The organism is Halobacterium hubeiense (assembly GCF_001488575.1).
Taxonomy (GTDB): Archaea; Halobacteriota; Halobacteria; order Halobacteriales; family Halobacteriaceae; genus Halobacterium; species Halobacterium hubeiense.
Genome location: NZ_LN831302.1, coordinates 1,332,234 through 1,352,797, shown reverse-complemented (window position 1 = coordinate 1,352,797; position 20,564 = coordinate 1,332,234). Strand labels below are relative to the sequence as shown.

The window sequence follows — 20,564 nt, the reverse complement described above, 5'->3', positions numbered from 1 at the left end:
CCGACGGGCGAAAGTAGTCGGGCTGACGGGGCGGCGGCCCCCGATCGCGTCGCGCACGCCACGGTTACGCGTTGTTCATCCGGGTCTTGCTGGTGGCCCCGCAGGCCTTGCACTCCGCGACCCGGTACGGCTCGCGGGAGAACTCCGCGTTCTGGTCGTCGTCGCTCTCCGTGAGGATGTCGATGGACACCTCGTGTGGCTGTTCGCGACCGCACTCGGCGCACTGTTCGACGATGCCGTCGGATTGGACGTTCTTGCTTGCCATCGGACCAGACCTCATCTCAACAATGCTACCGTACGCCCTTCGGATGTATGCCTAAGTGATTAGGTGGCCGTGGACGTGCGTCGTGCAAACGTCCCCCACGAATACTACGCCGCCGACCGAACGCTTACGCCAGCGGAGTCGCTACCGTCACGAGATGCGCGCGTTCCCGTCGCTCCCGACCGCCGCGGACGCTCCGCCCTCGCTGCTCGACGGCCACCTCTGGATTCAGGAGTGGGCGTGTGGCGGTCCGCTCCGCGTGCAGCTCCGCGAGTCGGGCCTCCTCCGCTTCGGGGACGCCGACCGCGTCTTCGACCACGACGACGTGCCCCCGGGCTACCGCCACGCCGTCCGGCACGTCCGCGAGCGCTTCGACCGGGACGCGCTCCGCGCGGCGCTCGACGACGTCGAATCGGCCGTCTTCTATGGCACCGCTACCCGCCAACAGCCCCTTGACTACGACTGGGCGTCGCTCCCGAGGTTCCTCGGCTTCGACGTCTACCACGCCGGCGACGACCGACTCCTGCCGCCGGACGCGGTAGAGACACTCTACGACCGCCTCGGACTGACGCCGCTGCCCGCCGTCGCGAAAGAGGTCCGGGGTGCGGACTTCGACCCCGAGGACTACGCCGTCCCCGCGTCGTCGTGGCGCGACGGCACCGCGGCGGGCGTGCTCGTCCGGAACAAGACCGGCGACCGCGCGCTCCTCCGCGCCGACTCGCTGACGGCGCCCGAACCGGTGGCGTTCGACGCCGACCCCGCGGCCCTCGCCGAGCAGTTCGTCACCGACGAGCGCGTCCGGCGAGCGCGCGAGGCCGCTAGCCCGTCCGGCGGCGCCGACGAAACTGTCGAGCGCGTGCTGGAACTGCTGGCACGCGAGGAGTACGCGCGCCTCTACGGCGACGACGTGCCAATCGACCGCGACGCGTTCGAGTCGGCCGCCGCGGACCGCGCCCGGCGACTGCTGGACGCGTAACTCGGATTGCGGACGTGTGGTGTGGAATCCGTGCCCTGAAGCCGCGCCGGCCCCTACCGCGGCGTAATGACGCGGCGCTTCCGCTGGACCCGTCCCGCTCCGGGCGGCACCGTGACCGTCACGCGCGTCGCCGGCGACCACGAACTCGCCGACGGCGACCCCCAGCGGCGCTACACGCTCTCCGTTCCGGCACCCTCGGACGCCACCGTCCACGCGTCCGATTGCGACACCGCGTGGGAGGACGGAACCCTGTGGGTCACCGCCCCCGACGGCGCTGGCCTCGCGCGAGTCCGCCTTCGCAACGACGACGCCACCGTGGCCTTCCGGCTCCCCGGCCCGACGTTCGACGACGCCCTCACGGCCGCAATCGACGGGGACGAGGCGGCGGCCCACGACCTGCTCGCGGGTGCTGACTCCCCGGTCGCGCTCGCGCTCGCCTGTGGACCGTTCCTCGACGTCGAGGGGTTCGTCGCGCTCGTGGACACACTCGCCACTGCGAGTGAGGGAGCGTCCGACGACCTCCACGCGACCCGCTACGACCTCGTGCGCATCGCCGCGACGACCGGTGCCGGCCCGCCGGTCGGGACGGCCGACGAGTTCGAGGCGCTGGTCGAGGGACTGGACGGGGTGGACGCCGTCGGCGACGTGGACGTGTTGGACGCGCTCGCGGACACCACGTTCGTCGCTCACGACACGCCCGCCGAGACGAAGCGGTTCCTCGCGGACCTCGGCTACGAGCTGCCGCTGCTCGCCGAGCGCGGCGACGGCCGCTTCCTCGCGCACTACCTCGCGCAGGTCGCGCGCACCGCCGGCGTCCGCGACGCGAAACAGGCCGCCGCACGCCGCGGCGCTAACACCGACCACGCCGACTTCGCGGACGCGAAGGCAGCCGCCGAGCGCGCGGACTACTGGGACCGCGGCGCGGCGTGGCGCGACGCCGTCCTCCCCGCCGCCGGCGAGTCGCTCCCGACGTTCGCGTACGTGCTGGCGAACGCGCTCTACTGGACGGGCGAGGTCGGCCGCTCGGACTCCCGCGCGGACGAACTCCTCCACGAGGGCGCCGCCGCGGCCGCCCGCACCATCGACCTGGAGTGGGTCGCGGGCCACGCCGACTACGAGCGCGCCCGCGCGGCTGCCCACCGCCACCGGAGCAAGCGCAACCACGCGCTCGCGCTCGAACACTTCGAGACGGCCCGCGGGGTCGCCGAGTCGCACTCGTTCCTCGACCCGTGGGAGCCGACGTACAGCCACGCCGTCGTGCGGTCGAATATGCTATCGACGACCGGCGACCACGAGCGCGCGGTCGAAGTCCTCGACGACGCGCTCGCCGACCTCCGCGAGCAGGGCGTGCCCGACGACCGGTTCGCGGAGATGCGCGACCACCTCGAAGGCCAGCGCCACGAGCGCCGCGCCATCGTCGCTGACGACGACGGCGACCGCCTCGCGCACCTCGAAGCCGCGCTCGACCACTACGAGGCCGTGGGGTTCGAGCGCTCGGTCGCCCGCATCGAGGCGAAACTCGACGACGCCGAGGCCGCGGGCGAAGATACCGGCGGGGAGAGCCGCGAGGGGGGCGCGCGCCCCCAGCCCGTGCTTCGGCCGGACCCTGACGCGGGGCCGAGCCTCGACGACATCCCGACGCTCCACGACTCGCTGACGGAGACGGACCCGGGCGCGGTCGGGAGCGCAGACCCCGGCGTCCTCCCGGACGAACGCGAGGACGCGCTCGCCGACGACCCCGGCGTGCCGGGTCGGGACAGCGAACCGCGCTACCGTTAGCCGTGTTCGAGGACGGGCGTCTCCGCGCCGCCCTGTGCGCGGTCGAGGCGGACGCGCTCGACCGCATCGACGCCGAAGCCGTCTGCTAACGCGGCTCGCGCCGCGGCTTCGCTGTCCTCGTCCGCGGGCGTCTCCACGGCGACGGTGACCGTCGCGTCGATCTGGAGGTCGTTCAGGCGCGGCCGGAGGTCGGTGACGTCTACCGCTTCGACGCCGGTGACGGCATCGACACCTTCGACGACGCTCGCGGCGCCACACTCCAGGTCGCCGGCGGTGTCGCGCGGTACGTGCATCGTGAGGTCCGCGACGAGGCGGACCTGCTGGCTGGCAGTAGCCATAGGCTCCCGCCGAGAGTCGAACTCGGCGCCGGCGAGGCCGGCGTCCACGGGCTGTCGGGAGCGACAGCCCGCGCTCACCACTCGACCCGCGGAGAAGACGCAGTCCCGTCGCAGTCGGGCACGGCAGCCGCGTCCTCCCCGGGGGTTCGGTGCCGCTTCACGCGGCGAGGGTGGACGCGGACTGCGCGTTCGGGCGGTAGCCGGCGACCACGAACCCCACGGAGACCCAGGACGGCCCGCTACTCGAGCGGGCGTCCGGTGCGTGGAGTGTGGTCATCATCGGTGTGTCACCCGGTGTGGACTCGGTCGCTCCGAGCCGCTGTCGATTCGTCAATTTTGCGCCGGTACAATAAGTTTTGTCTCGGTGTGTCTCGCCGTCTCACACTCCGAGGTGGTGGAGGCGAACAATTTCGGGGGACGGCTTTCGGGGCGGAACCGCCAACGGAGGCGTGATGACCGACTACGACGACCTCCCGCTGGTGTACTCGTGTTCGGGCTGTTCGAGCGCCGCGCAGATGGCCAACGACCTCGCAGTCAGGCTCGACCGTGAAGAGCACGCCGAGATGTCCTGCATCGCGGGCGTCGGCGGCGACGTCGCGCCGCTCGTGAACACCGCCACCTCCGGCCGGCCGATGCTCGTCGTCGACGGCTGTCCGCTGGAGTGCGCGCGCAAGAGCCTCGAACAGCACGACGTCACCCCGGACCGACACGTCAACCTCGCCGAGCGCGGCGTCCCCAAGGAGTACCACACCGACTACGACGACGAGCAGGCCGAGGCCCTCTACGACGACCTCGTGCAGGCTGTCGAAGGGCTCGCGCCGACGGCCTGACCCACCACAAAGCCCTTGGCGGCGTTGGCTGAAACTGTCAGCTATGCGTCGGGAGCGAGTGTTGGCCGTCGGCATCGCCCTGTTGCTCGTCGCCTCCACAGCGACGATGGTCGCCGTCCCCGGCGTGTTCGCCGACGGCGAACCCGAGGACGCGCGCCCCGGCTACGCCGACGTGCAGGAAGTGACGATTGCCACCAACGGCGTCTCCGGCGGCACGGTCACGCTCGGGGTGACGTCGTACCTCCAGCACCGCGGCGGCACCTCCGAGAACGTCAGCGTCCTCGTGCGCGCGGTCGACCTCGACTCCGGGCTCGTCGAAGCGACCCGGGAGGTCGGCGTCGACGAAATCTCCGGCGACCGGGAGGTCCCCGTCGAGGTGAACGTCTCGGTCTCCCGCGAGGGCGGCTACCGCATCGAGACGGTGCTGTACAGCGACGACCAGCGGGTCGGCACGGTCTCGAAGACGGTCCGCGGCGTCGGCACCGTGCAGGCGGGCGGCCGCGCGGCGTTCCACGACTTCGCCGCCGGGCTCCCGTCGGTTCAGTACGCGGTCGCCGACGCCGGCCCGAACCGGACGGCGCTGGACGTCTCGACGTACCTCACGAACAGCGGCGCCGAGCCGACCGGCCCGGTCACGATCGAACTCATCGTGCGGCAGGCCGAGTCGAACATCGTCGCCGCGCGCACGACAATTTCGGTCTCGGAACTCGCGCCCGGTGAGACCGTCGCCCCGAACGCGACGGTCACGGTGCCGGCCGGCTACAACTACTACCTCGACGCGGTCCTGCGCCGGGGCGGCGTCGTCGTGGACGCGGCGCGCAGCGCGGCGAACCTCGACCCGCAGGAACGCATCGAGGCCAACACGACCGTCCGCGACGTCGGCCTCCGCGTCGAGGACTTCGAGCGCACGGGCGGACGGGACCAGCAACAGCCGACGGCCGACGGCGGGGCGACGAGCGGCGGTGGCATCCCCGGGTTCGGGCCCGTGCTCGCTGTCGTCGCGCTCGCAATCGGCGCAGCCATCGCTTCGAGGACACGCTCATGACCGACGAACCTGACTCCGCGCCGACCGACGAACCGGCCACCGACGGACGCGACGTCCGCGACCTCCTGCTCCGGGGCGCGCTGCTCGTGTTGAGCGTGCTCGCGGTCGTCGCGCTCTTCCAGTTCTACACGAGCGCGAACGCCGCAATCGGCGAGTGGATCGGCCCCGAGTTCCGCTCGCTGTTCCGCGCGGCGTTCAACCTGCTCGTCCTGCTGGCGACCGGCATCGGCATCTCGCTGGTCGTCCGCGAGCTCGCCTAGAGCTCGATTTCCATCTCGCGCTCCGCGCCGCCGCCGACGGCCTCGAACCCGACCGACCGGTAGAGGTTCAGCGCGACGCGGTTCGTGCGGTCGACGGTCAGCCAGACGCGTTCGACGCCGTGCGCGCGCCCGTAGCCCAGCAGCGTCCGCAGCAGCCGCGAGCCGATGCCGGCGAGCTGGTAGCCGGGCGCGACGAAGATGGCGAGTTCGGCGGCCGACTCCTCGATGGGGACGAGCGTCGCGTGCCCGACCGGCCGCCCCTCGTGGTAGGCGGCGACGTCCCAGCCCTCCGCGAGCAGCGTCTCCAGCCAGTCGTGGCGGCGGCGCTCGTCGGCCGGCGGGATGCGCTGGGCGCGGCTCTCCGGCCCGAAGTCGTCGTACATCGCGGCCAAGGCGTCGAAGTCGCTGGCGCCGACGGAGTGAATCGAGACGCGGCGGTCCTCGTCGTCGCGGAACTCCACCGGCGGCACGGGGAACCGGTCGTCGGACTGCGGCGGGTGCTCGGTGCCGATGCTACCGGTGGGGGCGTCGGCCGTCTGCGTCGTGTTGGGTGGCATAGTGGGGTGTCCGTGGTGGGTCCGGGGTGGTCTCGCGTGGTTCGTCCTCACTTCCCCCTACGGCGGGCTCCCTCGGAAAACGGGCGTACGATTCCAGCCTTCTGGGAAACGCGGGACTGCGGTGGCTCCCGGCGCGACCGCCGGCCAGTGTGGACTCTATCAAAACACACATCCCGCGTTGCTGTGAAGGAGTCGCTGTTCAGCCGCTCCCATGACCGAAAAACGCGAGTACACCGGCGACTACGACGACAAGACGCTGTACATCCCGGGGCCGACGGAAGTCCGCGACGACGTGCTGGAGGCGATGTGCGAGCCGATGTTCGGCCACCGCATGGACCGGATGACCGACCTCTACACGACCATCGTCGAGGACACGAAGACGTTCCTCGACACCGACAACGACGTCGTCATCCTCACCGCCTCCGGGACGGAGTTCTGGGAGGCCTCGACGCTGAACCTCGTCGACGAGAACATCCTCGTGCCGACCTGCGGGAGCTTCAGCGAGCGCCACGCGAACGTCGCCGAGCGGCTCGGGAAGGACGTCGACCGCCTCGAGTACGACTGGGGGGAGGCGGTCAAGCCCGGCGACATCCGGGACGCGCTGGAGTCCAGCGACAAGCACTACGACGTCGTCGCCACCGTGATGAACGAGAGTTCGACGGGCGTCCGCAACCCCATCGAGGAAATCGGCGACGTCGTCGCCGACTACCCGGACACGTACTTCGTCGTGGACGCTGTCTCCGCGCTGGGCGGCGACTACGTGGACATCGACGAACACGGCATCGACGTCATCTTCGCGTCCACGCAGAAGGCGTTCGCGATGCCGCCGGGACTCGCGGTCTGCGTGGTCAGCGACGACGCCTACGACCGCGAGCTGGAGAAAGACGAGGCGTCGTGGTACGGCGGCTTCCAGCGCTCGCTGGACTACTACGACCGGAAGGGACAGACCCATTCCACGCCCGCGATTCCCGTCATGCTCGCGTACCGCAAGCAGATGAAGCACATGCTCGACGAGGGCCACCGCGCACGCGACCAGCGCCACCGGGAGATGGCCGAGTACACCCGCGAGTGGGCCTACGAGCACTTCGACGTCTTCCCCGAGGAGGGCTACGAGTCCCAGACGGTGAGCTGCATCGAGAACACCCAGAACCTCGACGTCGCGGCGGTCATCGAGGAGGTCTCCGCGGAGTACGACATGGTGTTCTCGAACGGCTACGGCTCGACGCTCGGCGGGGAGACGTTCCGCATCGGCCACATGGGCGAGCACACCGTCGAGAGCATCGAGGCGCTGACCGACGCCATCGAGGACGTCGCCGGCCTCTAGGCTGAGCTGTTTCTCGGGAGCCGCTAAAAGAGCGCTCCCAGCTGGGAGCCGTTCAGTCCGCGTCGATAGTCTCGAACTCGTCGTTCCCGCAGTCGCAGGTGCCGTCCGTGCCGATGGGGCGGAAGCCGTCGCCGGCCCGCTGTGCGGGGTACGTGCTGTTGCAGTCCGTACAACCTACGATGACGTCGGGTGACCCGCCGGTGTCGCTGTCGTCGTCCATCGTCGCGTACCCGAACGCAGTCGGCTCCCACCGATGAGAGCTCGCCTAGTATATACAACCCACTCAAGTACCGTCGGCCGTCGCGCGTCCCTGATTTGGCGCGGTCACGAGTTCGTCGTCGGTTCGCCCTCGGTCGGTTCCGGCGCGTCGAAGACGTCGCCGACGAGGTTGCCGTGGCCGCGGCGCAGGCGCTTCGAGAGCGCCTGCTGGCTGATGCCGAGGTCGTCGGCGACCTCCGCCATCGTCGCCGCCGGCGGGACCTCGTAGAACCCCGCGTCGCGGGCAGCGACAAGCGCCTCGCGTTGCTTCTCGGTGACGCCGAAGCGGTCGGGCGCGCCCGCCTCCTCCGACCGATAGACGCGCTGGACGCCGTAATCGACGTCGTGGCGCTCACAGTACGTCGAGAACGACGGGAGCTGGCCGGGGTCCTCGAACCGGATGCGGAGCTCCCAGTTGCCCCGCTGGCCGGTCGCGGAGACGAGCGTGCCGCCCGTCTCGACGACCGCGTTCGCCACCGACTCGACGCCGACCGGCCACTCGGCGCGGTACAGCGCCTCCGACTCGTGGGTGTCCAGCCGCGTCGCCTCGTCGACGGTCGGGTCGTCGCCGAGCGCCGCCTCGAAGGCGTCGAGGTCGCCGTGCACCCAGAAGTACGGCGTGAGTCGGCCGTCCGGGTGCGCGACGACGCGCTCGATCTCCACGACTGTCTCGGGGGCGGCGGCGAGGGTCTCCGCCATCGCGACGGAGCGAGCCGGCACCGTGACTTCTGCGACGACGCTCATACGCGCCCTGCGGCCGCCGGCGTGGTAAGTGTACAGGCCGCTCCCGCGGGCTTGCTGCAGGGCGAACGTTTATTCGCGCTAGGCCGTAGGTTCCAACCGATGCCGGGCGACGAGTCGTGGCACCACGCGGTCACCGGTGACGCCATCGAGCCGCCGGCGTCGTTCGCCGAGCAGGCGAACGTCACCGACCCCGACCTCCGCGAGCAGTCCGCGCGGGAGTGGCCCGACTGCTGGTCGCGTGCCGCCGACCTCCTCGACTGGAGCGACGACTACGACGCCGTGTTGGGCGGGGACGGCCCGCCGTTCCGGTGGTTCGACGGCGGCGAGCTGAACGCGAGCTACAACTGCGTGGACCGCCACCTCGACGAGCGCAAGAACCAGGTGGCGTTGACGTGGGAGGGGCGGCTCGGCGAGTCCCGGTCGTACTCGTATCTGGACCTCTACCGGGAGGTCAACGAGTTCGCCGCGGCGCTCCGGGAGTTGGGCGTCGAGGAGGAGGACGTCGTCACCCTCTACATGCCCGTCGTCCCCGAACTCCCCATCGCGATGCTGGCGTGCGCCCGCATCGGCGCACCGCACTCCGTCGTGTTCGCGGGGTTCTCCGCGGACGCGCTCGCGATGCGCATGGACGACGCCGACTCCGAATATCTGGTCACCTGCGACGGCTACTACCGCCGCGGCGCGCCCGTCCACCAGAAGAACAAGGCCGACAACGCCGCCATCGCACTCGACGACGGCATCGAGGCGACCGTCGTCGTGGACCGCCTCGGCGTCCGCGACGGGGGCGAGTCGTCCGACGCGGCCGACGACGCGCCGCTGGCCGCCGACGAGTACGACTACGACGACCTCGTCACCGCCCACCGCGGCGAGACCGTCGAGCCCGTGCCGCGGGACGCGACCGACCAGCTGTTCCTCATCTACACGTCCGGCACCACGGGCGAACCCACCGGCGTCCGCCACACGACCGGGGGCTACCTCGCGCACGCGGCGTGGACGAGCCGCGCCGTGCTGGACATTCGGCCCGAGGACACCCACTGGTGCTCGGCGGACATCGGCTGGATTACCGGCCACTCCTACACCGTCTACGGGCCGCTCGCGCTCGGTTCGACGACGATGCTCTACGAGGGGACGCCCGACCACCCCGAGAAGGACCGCGTCTGGGAGCTCATCGAGCGCAACGCCGTCGACGTCTTCTACACCGCGCCGACCGCGATTCGCGCGTTCATGAAGTGGGGCGAACAACACCCCGCGAGCCACGACCTCTCCAGCCTCCGCTTGCTGGGGACGGTCGGCGAGCCAATCAATCCGCGCGCGTGGAAGTGGTACCACGAGCACATCGGGAACGGCGAGTGCCCGGTGGTGGACACGTGGTGGCAGACCGAGACCGGCGGCATGATGGTCACCACGCTCCCAGGGGTCGACGAGATGAAGCCGGGCTCCGCGGGCCTCCCACTGCCCGGCATCGACGCGAAGGTCGTGGACGGCGACGGCGAGCCCGTCGAACCGGGTGAGACCGGCTACCTCGTCGTCACGAGCCCGTGGCCGGGGATGCCGCTGTCGATGGTCGAGGACGACGGCTGGTTCGCCGACCACGCGCCCGTCTTTCCGGACCTCTCCGACTACGAGTGGGCGTACTTCACGGAGGACGGCGCGACCGTCGACGAGGACGGCTACGTCACGCTGCTGGGGCGCGTGGACGACGTCATCAACGTCTCCGGGCACCGCTTCGGCACGATGGAAATCGAGTCCGCCATCGCCGACGTCGAGGGCGTCGCCGAGGCCGCGGTCGTCAGCGGCCCCCACGACCTCAAGGGACAAGCCGTCTACGCGTACGTCAGCGCCGCTGAGGACAGCGACGAGGCCGCGCTCCGCGGGCGCGTCACCGACGCGGTCGACGCCGCCATCGGCCCCATCGCGGTCCCCGACGTGGTCGTGTTCACGCCCGAACTCCCGAAGACGCGCTCCGGGAAGGTGATGCGGCGGCTCCTCGAAGACATCGCCAACGACGACGACCTCGGGGACACCAGCGCGCTCCGCAACCCCGAGGTCGTCGGCGAACTCGAATCCGCGCTCGGCGAGCGCGACTGACTACTGTTTCGCGGCCCAGTAGAAGAGCGAAACCGATTCCCCGACAATTCCTTTGATAGCCACCTATCGCTACTTTTCGACCACTCCCTCGAAAGATTCATTGTTCGCGTGTGAGATGATTCACGAAACATGAGCGAGGGTGTCGCGGCCGCGCTGTCCGAGGCGTCCTACGAGCGGCTCCGCCGAGCCACGGAGACCCACCGCGAGGAGCTGGTCGTCCGCCTCGCGGGCGAAGCCGGCCTGCGGCCCGCGGAAATCGCGCGCGTCCGGCCCGCGGACGTCACGACGCACGACGACGGCGACGCCACCCACTACTTCCTCCGCGTGCGCGGCGAGGACGGCGAGGCCGCTCGCGACGCCTACCTGCCCGCGGACGTCGAACACGACCTCCGGCAGTACGCCCGCACGGTCGGCGTCGGGGACGACGAGCGCGTGGTCCCGGTGTCGCCGCGGCGCGTCCAGATGCTCGTCGCGGACGTCGGCGACCGCGCCGCCGACCGCACCGGCGACGACGCGCTCCGCGAGGTCTCCACGCGGACGCTCCGCCAGTTCTTCGCCCGACAGCGACTCGACGAGGGCGTGGACCCGCGTGCGGTCGCGGCGGCGGGCGGCTGGGAGCGCCTCGCCAGCCTCGACCCGTTCGTGGACGACGCCGACCGCGGCGACGTCGCTGCGGCGTTCGCCGACACCGACCTCGCACCCGCCCACCAGCCGGGCGACGGCGCGGCGGCCGTGGACGCGCGGTTCGACGCCGCGTTCGACCGCGTGCGCGCCGTCGGCGACGCGCTCGCCGAGGCGTCCACGCGGGACGGACTCGAACGACGCGCCTGCGAGGCGCTCGTCGCGGGCGACGCCTACGCGTTCGCGTGGGTCGCCCGGTACAGCGGCGGCACGCTGCGCGACGAGACGCACGCCAGCGCGGACGACGCGACGCTGGACGTCTCCAGCGACGGGGGCGCGGTCGCCGACGCGCTCGCGTCCGGCGAGGTGCGGGTCACGAACGACGTTCGCGGCGACGCGGCGTTCGCGGACTGGCGCGGGGCCGCCGACGCGGCCGGGTTCAGCGCGGCCGCGGTGGTGCCCGTCGACGACCGCGAGACGCGGTACGGCGTGCTCGTCGTCGGCGTCGACGGCGAGATTTCCGAGCGCGAGCGCGCGCTGCTGGCGGACCTCGGGCGGCGCGTCGGCCGCACCGTCACGGTCGTCCAGCAGCGCCAGCTCCTGCTGGCGGACGCGGTGCTGGAGCTGGCGTTCGAGACGACCGGCGAGGCGTCGTTTTTCGCCGCGGCGGCCGCCGAACACGGCTGCACGTTCGAGCTGGACGGCGTCGTCCCCGGCGAAGCGGGGACGCTCCTGTACTTCGTGCGGCTGTCGGGCGCGTCCGCGGAGGCGGTGCTGTCGTGGGCGGCCGACCACCCCGCGGTCGCGGACGGCCGCCTCGTCCGGGACTACGGCGATGAGTCGCTGCTCGAACTCGCGGTCTCGGGCGCGGACGTCGCGAAGACGCTGACCGACCGCGGCGCGTCCGTCCGCGAGTTGACGGCGACGCCCGCCGAGCAGCGCGTCGTCGTCGACGTCACCACGGACACGGACGTGCGCTCGCTGGTCGCGGCCGTCACCGACGCGTTCCCGGACACGGAACTGGTCTCGAAGCGCGAGCGCGACCGCCCCGACGAGACCGCCGCGGCGTTCCGCGCGTCCCTCCACGAGTCGCTGACCGACAAGCAGGCGTCCGTGTTACGCGCGGCCTACCACGCCGGCTACTTCGAGTGGCCCCGCGGCAGCACCGCCGAGGAACTGGCGGACGCAATCGGCATCACGTCCCCGACGCTGCACAACCACTTGCGGCGCGCCCAGCAGAAGCTCCTCACGGCGTTCTTCGCAGAGGACGACGTGGGCCGGGGCGGCGTCGAGTGGCCCGACGACTGACCCGGGTCGCCGCGTCGCTAACTGTTTAGTGTCGCGTCGCGGCGCCGCTGGCGGTTGAGTGCTTTGTGGCCTCCCCATTCCGACGCGGAGACGGCTATTCTCCGGTATTACGGCCCCAGCGCCGGGTTGAGTCGTTGCTTTCTCTCGCGGCGGGTGTTGGCATAATTAGCGGGGGTACTTAACACGGATGTCGTGAACGATTGTGATGGATATGCCAGACCAAGACGCTGACCCGGAACTCGAAGCCCGCCTCCCGGAGGGGGAGGTCTTCGAGCCGCCGGAGTCGTTCGTCGAGCAGGCGAACGTCTCGGACCCCGACATCTACGACGAGTTCGAGCAGAACTGGCCGGAGTGTTGGGAGCGCGCCGCCGACCACCTCTCGTGGGACGAGGAGTACGACACCGTACTCGACGACTCGAACCCACCGTTCTACGAGTGGTTCACGGGCGGCGAGCTGAACGCGAGCTACAACTGCATCGACCGCCACGTAGAGGACGGCCGCGGCGACGAGGAAGCCCTCGAGTGGGTAGGCGAGCCGACCGACGAGACGCGCACGTACACGTACTCGGAGCTCCAGCGCGAGGTCGAGGAGTTCGCGGCCGCGCTCCGGGACCGCGGCGTCGAGGAGGACGACATCGTCACCCTCTACATGCCGATGATTCCGGAGCTGCCGATTGCGATGCTGGCGTGCGCCCGCATCGGCGCACCGCACTCCGTCGTGTTCGCGGGCTTCTCCGCGGACGCCCTCGCCACGCGGATGAACTCCGCGGACTCGGAGTACCTGGTCACCTGCGACGGCTACTACCGCCGCGGCGACCCCCTCGACCACCTCGAGAAGACCAACGAGGGTCTGGAGGGCGTCGAGCACGAGGTCAGCGACGTGGTCGTCGTGGACCGCCTCGGCGACGACGGCTTCGGCCACGACCTCGCGGCCAACCAGACCGACTACGACGACCTCGTCGCGGAGTTCGAGGGCGCGGAAGTCGAGCCCGTTCCCCGGGACGCCGAGGACATGCTGTTCCTCATGTACACGTCGGGGACCACGGGCCAGCCGAAGGGCGTCAAGCACACGACGGGGGGCTACCTGTCGTACGCGGCGTGGACGAGCCACGCGGTCCTCGACGTCAAGCCCGAGGACACGTACTGGTGCTCGGCGGACATCGGCTGGATTACCGGCCACTCGTACATCGTGTACGGACCGCTCGCGCTCGGCACCACGTCGGTGATGTACGAGGGCACGCCGGACTACCCGGACAAGGACCGCCTCTGGGAAATCGTCGAGGAATACGACGTCAACCAGCTCTACACCGCGCCGACCGCGATTCGCGCGTTCATGAAGTGGGGCAAGGAGTACCCCGACCAGCACGACCTCTCCAGCCTGCGGCTGCTGGGGACGGTCGGTGAACCCATCAATCCGCGCGCGTGGAAGTGGTACTACACGCACATCGGTGACGAGGACTGCCCGGTGGTGGACACGTGGTGGCAGACCGAGACCGGCGGCATGATGGTCACCACGCTGCCCGCGGTCAACGACATGAAGCCGGGCTCCGCGGGTCCGCCGCTCCCGGGCATCGACGCGAACATCGTCGATACCACGGGCGAGCAGGTCGGCGCCGGCGAAGCCGGCTACCTCACGGTCAACAACCCGTGGCCGGGGATGCTGCGGACGCTGTACGACAACGACGAGCGCTTCATCGACGAGTACTGGACGGAGTACTCGGACACCGACAGTAGCGACGCCGACGACTGGGTGTACTTCCCCGAGGACGGCGCGACCGTGGACGAGGACGGTTACATCACCGTGCTCGGGCGCGTGGACGACGTCATCAACGTCTCCGGCCACCGCCTCGGTACGATGGAGATCGAGTCCGCAATCGTCGGCGTCGAGGGCGTCGCGGAAGCCGCCGTCGTCGGCGGCGACCACGAGCTGAAAGGCGAAGCTGTCTACGCGTACGTCATCACCGAGGACGGCTACGACGGAGACGAGGACCTCCGCGAGCGCATCATTGCCGGTGTCGAGGACGCCATCGGCCCCATCGCGCGCCCGGAGGAAGTCGTGTTCACGACCGAGCTCCCGAAGACGCGCTCGGGGAAGATCATGCGCCGCCTCCTCGAAGACATCGCCAACGGCGAGACCCTCGGCAACACCTCCACGCTGCGGAACCCGGAGGTCGTCGAGGACATCCAATCGAAGGTCTCGAACGACTAGCCACATCACGCCACGATTTTTCACAGCCACACCACGGAACGACACCACAGACCACTAACTATGACAGACAACGACACCCACGATTCGACGGACGAACCGCCCGCCGAACCTGACGGCGGCGCCGTCGCCGGCGCCGCCCAAGCCGGGGACAGCACCGACTACCTCACCTCGGAGGTGAACCTGCTGCGGCCGAGCACGCCGTTCATGCGGGACCACCTCCGCATCATCTGGACGGGGTTCGCCATCTGGGCGGTCGTCGTCTTCGGTCCGGTGACGCTGACCGCGGTCGCCCCGGACGTGATGACGACGACGATGCCCGTCATCGGCTTCCCGCTGCACTACTTCCTCGTCTCCATCGGCGCGCCCGGCGGCGCGCTGATTCTGGCGTTCTGGTACGCGCGAAAGCGCGACGCCCTAGACGACAAGTACGGCATCGACCACGCGACTGACGGAGGGGTCTCGGAATGAGCGCCCTGCTCCCGTACGTGAACAGCGCCGTCGCCCAGTCCGGGCTCCTCCCGGAGGGGCTGAACGTCTCGTTCAAGGCGCTGCCCGCCGTGCTCGTGACGGCGATGCTGCTGTTGTTCCTCGTCATCGGCTTCGTGTTCAAGGTCGCCGACACCGAGGGCATGTGGGTCGCCGGCCGCTCCATCGGGAACGTCGAGAACGGCATGGCAATCGGCGCGAACTGGATGTCCGCCGCGTCGTACCTTGGCATGGCGGCGACCATCGCCGTCTCCGGGTTCTACGGGCTGGCGTTCATCGTCGGCTGGTCGACTGGCTACTTCGTGCTGCTAATCTTCATGGCCGCCCAGATGCGGCGGTTCGGGAAGTACACGGCGCCGGACTTCGTCGGCGACCGATTCAACTCCGACACCGCCCGCGCCATCGCCGCGCTCACGACGTTCCTCATCGCGTTCGTGTACGCCATCGGGCAGGCCCGCGGTATGGGGCTTGTCGGCCTCTACATCTTCGGCGACATCGGCATTCTCGGGCTCACCGGCTACCAGTCGATGGTCGTGCTGATGATGACCATCACGGTCGGCTACCTGACGCTGTCGGGGATGCTCGGCGCGACGAAGAACATGGCCGTCCAGTACGTCATCCTCATCGTCGCGTTCCTCGCGGGCCTGTACGTCGTCGGGTTCGCGAACGGCTACTCGACGATCTTCCCGCAGGTCGAGTACGGCGCGCTGTTCACGGCGATCGGCAACGAGTTCAGCGAACCGTTCGTCCACGAAAGCTTCTACCTCTGGATCGCCACCGCGTTCTCGCTCGTCGTGGGAACGTGTGGCCTACCACACGTGCTCGTGCGGTTCTACACCGTCGAGAGCGAGCGCACCGCGCGCTGGTCGACGGTCTGGGGGCTGGGCTTCATCCTCCTGCTGTACCTCGCGTCGCCCGCGTTCGCGGCGTTCGGCACCGACCTCTACGCGAACAACATCGGTCCCGTCTACGGCGACCCCGGCATGACGACCGCGGCGGGCGACGTCATCGTCGTGCTCGCCGCGCAGCTGTCGAACCTCCCGACGTGGTTCGTCGGGCTGGTCGCCGCGGGCGGCATCGCGGCCGCCATCGCGACCACCGCCGGCCTGTTCATCACCGGGTCGTCGGCCATCTCCCACGACATCTACAAGAACCTCATCAACGAGGACGCGACCCAGCGCCAGCAGGTGCTGGTCGGCCGTCTGAGCATCGTCGCGCTCGGCGTCATCACGACGCTGGCCGCACTCGACCCCGCCGCGCCCATCGCGGCGCTCGTGTCGTACGCGTTCTCGCTGGCCGGCGCCGTGCTGTTCCCGATGTTCTTCCTCGGGCTCTGGTGGGAGAACACGAACCGTCAGGGCGCACTTGCCGGCATGACCACCGGTCTCGTCATCTGGACCGTGCCGATGATAAACGAAGTCGGGCCGAACTACGGCCTCCTCAGCGGCGCCGCGGGCGCGGACGGCATCGTCTCCGCGACGCTCGCGCAGTGGCTGCCCGCCATCGGCTCCGCGCTCGTCGCGGTCCCGGTCGTGTTCGCGGTGACCATCGTCGTCTCGATGGTGACCGCCGAGCCCGACCTCGAAACGAAGAAGCTCGTCCGGCAGTGTCACAGCCCCGAGCCGATGAGCCAACAGGAGAGCGCAGAAGACGTCGTGAGCTCTGACGACTAAATGTACGACAACATCCTCGTCCCGACCGACGGCAGCGAAACGTCGCGCGCGGCGGTCGACCAGGCGGTCGACCTCGCGGCGAAGTACGACGCCACCGTCCACGCGTTGTTCGTCTTCGACGTCGACGCGACGAACCTCGCGCTGGGCACCGAACAGGTCGAACGCATCCGTCGCGGGAAACTCGACGAGATGCCCGAAGTGAAAGCCGAAGCCGACGACGCCACCGGCTACGTCGCCGAGGTCGCCGCCGAACACGGCGTCTCCGTCGAGGAGCACGTCACCGCCGGCGAGCCCGCGCGCGCCATCCGGAAGTTCGTCGAGGACAACGACATCGACCTCGTCGTGATGGGGAGCCACGGCCGCTCCGGGCTCTCCCGAGTTGTGCTCGGCAGCGTCGCCGAGAAAGTCCTCCGGCGAACCCGGCTGCCGGTGTTGGTCGTCGACGCCCACGGGGAAGACGAATCGTGAGCCTGCTCGACGCTGTCCGCGACCACGTCGTCGAACACCACGACGGGATGCTGTTCGACCTCGCGTTCGCGTTCGCGTGGGTCATCGTCGTCACGCTGCTGTTCGAGGCGCTCGGCGCGCCACAGCTGGTGTACTACGGCGCGCTCGCGAGCGGCGTCGTCGCCTACTACGGGTTCGTCTTCTCGCTGCAGCACGCAAGAGAGTCGCAGTAGCGGTCTCGGACCGCTCTTCTAGCCGAGGAAGTACCGCGTCCACGGGTAGCGCTCGACGAGCGCTTCGCCGCCGACGTCGTACTGCTCGATGTACGAGTCCAGCCCGAGGATGCGGCCGGCGCCGAACGCCGCCACGGAGAGGAACACGAGCATGTACGCGAAGTCGCCGTTGATGTAGCCGTGGCTGACCTCCCAGTTCCCGAGGTAGAACAGCAGCATCATGAACGCGCCCCAGAACGCCGCGAGGCGCGTGAGACAGCCGACGAGCAGGCCGAGGCCGATGAGGACCTCCCCCCACGGGACGGCGACGTTCACGAAGTCGACGAACCACGCGGTCTCGCCCATCGTGACGAACAGCTCTGAGGCCGGGCTGGCTGGCGTGACGTTCACGAGGTAGCCGGCGGCGCTGAAACTGCCGGACAGTACCTTGTCGGCGCCGCTCCAGAGGAACGCGACGCCCATCATCAGGCGCAACGCGAGGATGAACCAGACGCTCAGCGAGTGGAGTTTCCCGACTGCGGTGAAGCCGGCGACGGTACTTTCGAGGCGGTGTTCTTGGGTGGACATACCTACTGACCGCCACACTACCTACCCTCATTAAAACGATAGCTGGTTCTCGGGGGTATAGAAGTTCTCACGCCGAGACTGGGATTGCAGGGAGCAAGGGACCCGATTGTCTGTCCGTTCACGGAACACGACCACACAGCACGAATTAACATTCTACTTTACTACTTATCTAAATGGTAGTTATTCGATGTGTATAGCAGACTCTCTCATCCCACTCCACTTCGCTACCGCTATCACCCATTGGTCCCCGTCGCCAATGCACCTGCTCACTTCTACGCTCCCGAAAATAGAAATGGCGTGTAGAGGGTATTTATTAGTGCAATAGCTTTCTCAGGTACCTATTGTACAATTCGCGCGGCTGAACTGTTGCGGCCAAATCTGTGGCTGTCGGTCTCGTCGGGCGCGATGAACTCCCGGGAACGCGTCGCTTTCTATATATAGAATAAAATATAGTAATGGAGGAACACCAGAATTACGTCATTCGTACGCGGGGATGCCTGTGAGGTCTTCGCCGAGAATCAGCGTGTGGATGTCGTGGGTGCCCTCGTACGTGTAGACCGTCTCCATGTTGGTCAGGTGGCGCATCGGCGAGTAGTCGGTGGTGATGCCGTTGCCGCCGAGCATCTCGCGGGCGACCCGGGACTGCTCGCGGGCCATCCGGACGTTGTTGCGCTTGGCCATCGAGACGTGCTGGGGACGCATCTCGCCGCGCTCCTTGAGGTCCGCGAGGCGGTGCGCGAGCAGCTGTGCGAGCGTAATCTGGGTCGCCATCTCCGCGAGCTTCTCCTGCTGGAGCTGGAAGCCGCCGATTGGCTTCCCGAACTGCTCGCGCTCGGTGGCGTACTCGCGGGCGGTCTCGAAGCAGTCCCGGGCCGCCCCGACCGCCCCCCACGCGATGCCGAACCGCGCCTGCGTGAGACACGACAGCGGCCCCTTCATCCCCTCCACGCCCGGGAGCCGGTTCTCCTTCGGGATTCGGACGTTCTGGAGGCTGATTTCGCCCGTGACGGACGCGCGGAGGCTGAGCTTGTCGTCTATCTCGTTCGTCGTGACGCCGTCTCGGTCGGTCTCCACGAGGAACCCCCGGACGGGGTCGCCGTCTTCGCTGTGGTCTTTCGCCCAGACGACCGCGACGTCCGCAATCGGGGAGTTCGTAATCCACGTCTTCGAGCCGTTCAGGACGTACTCGTCGCCTGCGTGCCCGCCGGCACGTTCGGCTCGCGTCTCCATCGCGGAGGGGTTCGAGCCGTGCTCGGGCTCGGTGAGGCCGAAGCAGCCGACGGCTTCGCCCGTGCCGAGTTTCGGCAGCCACTCCTCCTTCTGCTCGTCGCTGCCGAACGCGTGAATCGGGTACATCACGAGCGCGCCCTGCACGCTCGCCATCGAGCGCAGTCCCGAGTCGCAGGCCTCCAGCTCCTGCATCAGCAGGCCGTACGCCTTCTCGCTGACGTTCGGCAGGCCGTAGCCGTCGAGGTTCGGCGCGTAGAACCCCATCTCGCCCATCTTCGGGACGAGGTCGGTCGGGAAGGTGCCGTCGAGCCAGTGCTGGCCGACGTCCTCGACTTCGCCGTCGACGAACTCGCGCGCCGACGCCACGAGCAGTCGCTCCTCCTCGCCGAGGTCCGCTTCCAGGCCGAAGTAGTCCAGCATACGCCGGGGTACCGACTCCACCGACAAATAACCCCCCACTGGGTCGCCGGCGGTCCCGGGTCGGTGCTTGCCTGTAGGAAAACGCTTTCCGACGCCGCTCCAGTTGGACGACGTATGGACCTGGAAATCGACGGCAACGCGGCGCTCGTGACAGCCTCTTCGAGTGGACTCGGCAAGGCCTCCGCGAAGGCGCTCGCCCGCGAGGGCGTGAACGTGGTCGTCAACGGCCGCGACGAGGACCGACTCGCGGACGCGCGCGACGAAATCGCCGATGTTGCGGAGGGCGACGTCGTCGCCCAGCCCGGCGACCTCACGGACGCAGACGACATCGAGGCACTCGTGGAGACAACCGTCGAGGAGTTCGGCACCATCGACCACCTCGTGACCAGCGCCGGCGGCCCGCCGTCGGGCGCGTTCCTCGACACCGACGACGAGGACTGGTACGAGGCCTACGAGCTGCTCGTGATGAGCGTCGTCCGGCTCGCCCGCGAGGCCGAACCGTACCTGACCGAGGGCGACGGCGGCACCATCGTCACCATCACCTCCCGCAGCGTCAAGGAGGCCATCGACGACCTCGTGCTGTCGAACTCCGTCCGCATGGGCGTCATCGGCCTCGAAAAGACGCTCTCGAAGGAGTTCGCCCCGGAGGTCCGCGCGAACGCCGTCCTCCCCGGCTCGCACGAGACCTCGCGCATCCGCAAACTCGTCGACCAAGCGGTCGAGCGCGGCGACTACGACAGCTACGAGGAAGGGCTGGCCGACTGGGCGGACAACCCCCTCGAACGCATCGGCGACCCGATGGAGCTCGGCAACACGGTCGCGTTCCTGAGCTCGCCGAAGTCCGGCTACGTCAACGGCGCCGCGGTGCCGATCGACGGCGGCTCCACGGGCTCGAACCTCTGAGGTAGT

General features: G+C 69.2%; 22 protein-coding genes. 14 read left to right on the top strand and 8 right to left on the bottom strand.

Translation table 11 applies throughout. The features are described from left to right. Window positions 1–64: 64 nt before the first annotated feature. Complete coding sequence (locus HHUB_RS06970; protein WP_059056912.1) at window positions 65–265, bottom strand: DUF7835 family putative zinc beta-ribbon protein; 201 nt, start codon at window positions 263–265, stop codon at window positions 65–67. 154 nt (window positions 266–419) lie between these two features. Between HHUB_RS06970 and HHUB_RS06965 the strand changes: the two genes are divergently transcribed. Then, window positions 420–1,238: a hypothetical protein gene (locus HHUB_RS06965; RefSeq protein WP_059056910.1), complete on the top strand. Its 819-nt coding sequence runs from the start codon at window positions 420–422 to the stop codon at window positions 1,236–1,238. A 66-nt stretch (window positions 1,239–1,304) separates the two neighbouring features. Then, complete coding sequence (locus tag HHUB_RS06960) at window positions 1,305–3,017, top strand: hypothetical protein (RefSeq protein WP_089650154.1); 1,713 nt, start codon at window positions 1,305–1,307, stop codon at window positions 3,015–3,017. Here HHUB_RS06960 and HHUB_RS06955 read toward each other — a convergent pair. Together HHUB_RS06955 and HHUB_RS17510 are read right to left on the bottom strand one after the other, a co-directional pair. Continuing rightward, window positions 3,014–3,433, bottom strand: a complete 420-nt coding sequence (locus HHUB_RS06955) for a hypothetical protein (protein ID WP_238323934.1) — start codon at window positions 3,431–3,433, stop codon at window positions 3,014–3,016. The genes HHUB_RS06960 and HHUB_RS06955 overlap by 4 nt on opposite strands. Window positions 3,434–3,512: 79 nt before the next feature. After that, window positions 3,513–3,635, bottom strand: a complete 123-nt coding sequence (locus tag HHUB_RS17510; RefSeq protein ID WP_256943824.1) for a hypothetical protein — start codon at window positions 3,633–3,635, stop codon at window positions 3,513–3,515. 172 nt (window positions 3,636–3,807) lie between these two features. Between HHUB_RS17510 and HHUB_RS06950 the strand changes: the two genes are divergently transcribed. Genes HHUB_RS06950 through HHUB_RS06940 form a run of 3 tightly spaced genes read left to right on the top strand, consistent with a single transcriptional unit; the run spans window position 3,808 to window position 5,490 of the window. Next, window positions 3,808–4,185, top strand: coding sequence for a putative zinc-binding protein (locus HHUB_RS06950; protein WP_059056905.1), 378 nt, complete (start codon window positions 3,808–3,810; stop codon window positions 4,183–4,185). A gap of 43 nt (window positions 4,186–4,228) precedes the next feature. Beyond that, complete coding sequence (locus tag HHUB_RS06945; RefSeq protein WP_059056903.1) at window positions 4,229–5,230, top strand: DUF7490 domain-containing protein; 1,002 nt, start codon at window positions 4,229–4,231, stop codon at window positions 5,228–5,230. Then, window positions 5,227–5,490 carry a hypothetical protein gene (locus HHUB_RS06940; protein WP_082687195.1) on the top strand — a complete coding sequence of 88 codons (264 nt, stop codon included), beginning with the start codon at window positions 5,227–5,229 and terminating at the stop codon, window positions 5,488–5,490. The genes HHUB_RS06945 and HHUB_RS06940 overlap by 4 nt, the downstream gene beginning before the upstream one ends. On the opposite strand, the gene HHUB_RS06935 is transcribed toward HHUB_RS06940, so the two are convergent. Further along, the gene (locus HHUB_RS06935) at window positions 5,487–6,047 is read right to left on the bottom strand and encodes a GNAT family N-acetyltransferase (protein ID WP_082687194.1); all 561 of its coding nucleotides are present in this window, start codon (window positions 6,045–6,047) and stop codon (window positions 5,487–5,489) included. The genes HHUB_RS06940 and HHUB_RS06935 overlap by 4 nt on opposite strands. Window positions 6,048–6,258: 211 nt before the next feature. On the opposite strand from HHUB_RS06935, the gene HHUB_RS06930 reads away from it, so the two are divergent. After that, entirely contained in the window at window positions 6,259–7,371 is a 1,113-nt protein-coding gene (locus HHUB_RS06930; protein WP_059056902.1) for a pyridoxal-phosphate-dependent aminotransferase family protein, read from the top strand. Between the two features lie 52 nt (window positions 7,372–7,423). On the opposite strand, the gene HHUB_RS17050 is transcribed toward HHUB_RS06930, so the two are convergent. Both HHUB_RS17050 and HHUB_RS06925 read right to left on the bottom strand, forming a co-directional pair. Beyond that, window positions 7,424–7,591, bottom strand: coding sequence for a hypothetical protein (locus tag HHUB_RS17050; protein ID WP_169793398.1), 168 nt, complete (start codon window positions 7,589–7,591; stop codon window positions 7,424–7,426). 104 nt (window positions 7,592–7,695) lie between these two features. Beyond that, the gene (locus tag HHUB_RS06925; protein WP_059056900.1) at window positions 7,696–8,373 is read right to left on the bottom strand and encodes a helix-turn-helix domain-containing protein; all 678 of its coding nucleotides are present in this window, start codon (window positions 8,371–8,373) and stop codon (window positions 7,696–7,698) included. Between the two features lie 99 nt (window positions 8,374–8,472). Between HHUB_RS06925 and acs (HHUB_RS06920) the strand changes: the two genes are divergently transcribed. The 7 genes from acs (HHUB_RS06920) (at window position 8,473) to HHUB_RS06890 (ending at window position 17,438) form a co-directional block, all read left to right on the top strand. Next, window positions 8,473–10,461 carry an acetate--CoA ligase gene (acs, locus tag HHUB_RS06920; RefSeq protein WP_059056897.1) on the top strand — a complete coding sequence of 663 codons (1,989 nt, stop codon included), beginning with the start codon at window positions 8,473–8,475 and terminating at the stop codon, window positions 10,459–10,461. A gap of 129 nt (window positions 10,462–10,590) precedes the next feature. Beyond that, window positions 10,591–12,390, top strand: a complete 1,800-nt coding sequence (locus tag HHUB_RS06915) for a bacterio-opsin activator domain-containing protein (protein ID WP_059056895.1) — start codon at window positions 10,591–10,593, stop codon at window positions 12,388–12,390. 211 nt (window positions 12,391–12,601) lie between these two features. Beyond that, window positions 12,602–14,599 (top strand): acetate--CoA ligase, encoded by a 1,998-nt coding sequence (acs, locus tag HHUB_RS06910; protein ID WP_059056893.1) that lies wholly within the window; start codon window positions 12,602–12,604, stop codon window positions 14,597–14,599. A 60-nt stretch (window positions 14,600–14,659) separates the two neighbouring features. Then, on the top strand, window positions 14,660–15,067 hold the full coding sequence (locus HHUB_RS06905) for a DUF4212 domain-containing protein (protein WP_059056891.1): 408 nt from the start codon (window positions 14,660–14,662) through the stop codon (window positions 15,065–15,067). Further along, a complete protein-coding gene (locus tag HHUB_RS06900; RefSeq protein WP_169793397.1) occupies window positions 15,064–16,758 on the top strand; it encodes a sodium:solute symporter family transporter in 1,695 nt (564 codons plus the stop codon). Before HHUB_RS06905 ends, HHUB_RS06900 begins: the two co-directional genes overlap by 4 nt. After that, the gene (locus HHUB_RS06895) at window positions 16,759–17,226 is read left to right on the top strand and encodes a universal stress protein (protein ID WP_059056889.1); all 468 of its coding nucleotides are present in this window, start codon (window positions 16,759–16,761) and stop codon (window positions 17,224–17,226) included. Beyond that, complete coding sequence (locus tag HHUB_RS06890) at window positions 17,223–17,438, top strand: hypothetical protein (protein ID WP_059056887.1); 216 nt, start codon at window positions 17,223–17,225, stop codon at window positions 17,436–17,438. The genes HHUB_RS06895 and HHUB_RS06890 overlap by 4 nt, the downstream gene beginning before the upstream one ends. Before the next feature lie 18 nt (window positions 17,439–17,456). Here HHUB_RS06890 and HHUB_RS06885 read toward each other — a convergent pair whose 3' ends face one another. Both HHUB_RS06885 and HHUB_RS06880 read right to left on the bottom strand, forming a co-directional pair. Then, entirely contained in the window at window positions 17,457–18,005 is a 549-nt protein-coding gene (locus HHUB_RS06885) for a DoxX family protein (RefSeq protein ID WP_059056885.1), read from the bottom strand. Between the two features lie 477 nt (window positions 18,006–18,482). Continuing rightward, window positions 18,483–19,655, bottom strand: a complete 1,173-nt coding sequence (locus HHUB_RS06880; protein WP_059056883.1) for an acyl-CoA dehydrogenase family protein — start codon at window positions 19,653–19,655, stop codon at window positions 18,483–18,485. A 114-nt stretch (window positions 19,656–19,769) separates the two neighbouring features. On the opposite strand from HHUB_RS06880, the gene HHUB_RS06875 reads away from it, so the two are divergent. Beyond that, on the top strand, window positions 19,770–20,558 hold the full coding sequence (locus HHUB_RS06875; protein ID WP_059056880.1) for an SDR family oxidoreductase: 789 nt from the start codon (window positions 19,770–19,772) through the stop codon (window positions 20,556–20,558). Window positions 20,559–20,564: the final 6 nt, after the last annotated feature.

Excerpts from the sequence above, each read along its gene's own strand:
- HHUB_RS06970 (WP_059056912.1), bottom strand. The coding sequence starts at position 265 with ATGGCAAGCAAGAACGTCCAATCCGACGGCATCGTCGAACAGTGCGCC.
- HHUB_RS06965 (WP_059056910.1), top strand. The coding sequence starts at position 420 with ATGCGCGCGTTCCCGTCGCTCCCGACCGCCGCGGACGCTCCGCCCTCG.
- HHUB_RS06960 (WP_089650154.1), top strand. The coding sequence starts at position 1,305 with ATGACGCGGCGCTTCCGCTGGACCCGTCCCGCTCCGGGCGGCACCGTG.
- HHUB_RS17510 (WP_256943824.1), bottom strand. The coding sequence starts at position 3,635 with ATGATGACCACACTCCACGCACCGGACGCCCGCTCGAGTAGCGGGCCG.
- HHUB_RS06950 (WP_059056905.1), top strand. The coding sequence starts at position 3,808 with ATGACCGACTACGACGACCTCCCGCTGGTGTACTCGTGTTCGGGCTGT.
- HHUB_RS06945 (WP_059056903.1), top strand. The coding sequence starts at position 4,229 with ATGCGTCGGGAGCGAGTGTTGGCCGTCGGCATCGCCCTGTTGCTCGTC.
- HHUB_RS06940 (WP_082687195.1), top strand. The coding sequence starts at position 5,227 with ATGACCGACGAACCTGACTCCGCGCCGACCGACGAACCGGCCACCGAC.
- HHUB_RS06935 (WP_082687194.1), bottom strand. The coding sequence starts at position 6,047 with ATGCCACCCAACACGACGCAGACGGCCGACGCCCCCACCGGTAGCATC.
- HHUB_RS06930 (WP_059056902.1), top strand. The coding sequence starts at position 6,259 with ATGACCGAAAAACGCGAGTACACCGGCGACTACGACGACAAGACGCTG.
- HHUB_RS17050 (WP_169793398.1), bottom strand. The coding sequence starts at position 7,591 with ATGGACGACGACAGCGACACCGGCGGGTCACCCGACGTCATCGTAGGT.
- HHUB_RS06925 (WP_059056900.1), bottom strand. The coding sequence starts at position 8,373 with ATGAGCGTCGTCGCAGAAGTCACGGTGCCGGCTCGCTCCGTCGCGATG.
- acs (WP_059056897.1), top strand. The coding sequence starts at position 8,473 with ATGCCGGGCGACGAGTCGTGGCACCACGCGGTCACCGGTGACGCCATC.
- HHUB_RS06915 (WP_059056895.1), top strand. The coding sequence starts at position 10,591 with ATGAGCGAGGGTGTCGCGGCCGCGCTGTCCGAGGCGTCCTACGAGCGG.
- acs (WP_059056893.1), top strand. The coding sequence starts at position 12,602 with ATGCCAGACCAAGACGCTGACCCGGAACTCGAAGCCCGCCTCCCGGAG.
- HHUB_RS06905 (WP_059056891.1), top strand. The coding sequence starts at position 14,660 with ATGACAGACAACGACACCCACGATTCGACGGACGAACCGCCCGCCGAA.
- HHUB_RS06900 (WP_169793397.1), top strand. The coding sequence starts at position 15,064 with ATGAGCGCCCTGCTCCCGTACGTGAACAGCGCCGTCGCCCAGTCCGGG.
- HHUB_RS06895 (WP_059056889.1), top strand. The coding sequence starts at position 16,759 with ATGTACGACAACATCCTCGTCCCGACCGACGGCAGCGAAACGTCGCGC.
- HHUB_RS06885 (WP_059056885.1), bottom strand. The coding sequence starts at position 18,005 with ATGTCCACCCAAGAACACCGCCTCGAAAGTACCGTCGCCGGCTTCACC.
- HHUB_RS06880 (WP_059056883.1), bottom strand. The coding sequence starts at position 19,655 with ATGCTGGACTACTTCGGCCTGGAAGCGGACCTCGGCGAGGAGGAGCGA.
- HHUB_RS06875 (WP_059056880.1), top strand. The coding sequence starts at position 19,770 with ATGGACCTGGAAATCGACGGCAACGCGGCGCTCGTGACAGCCTCTTCG.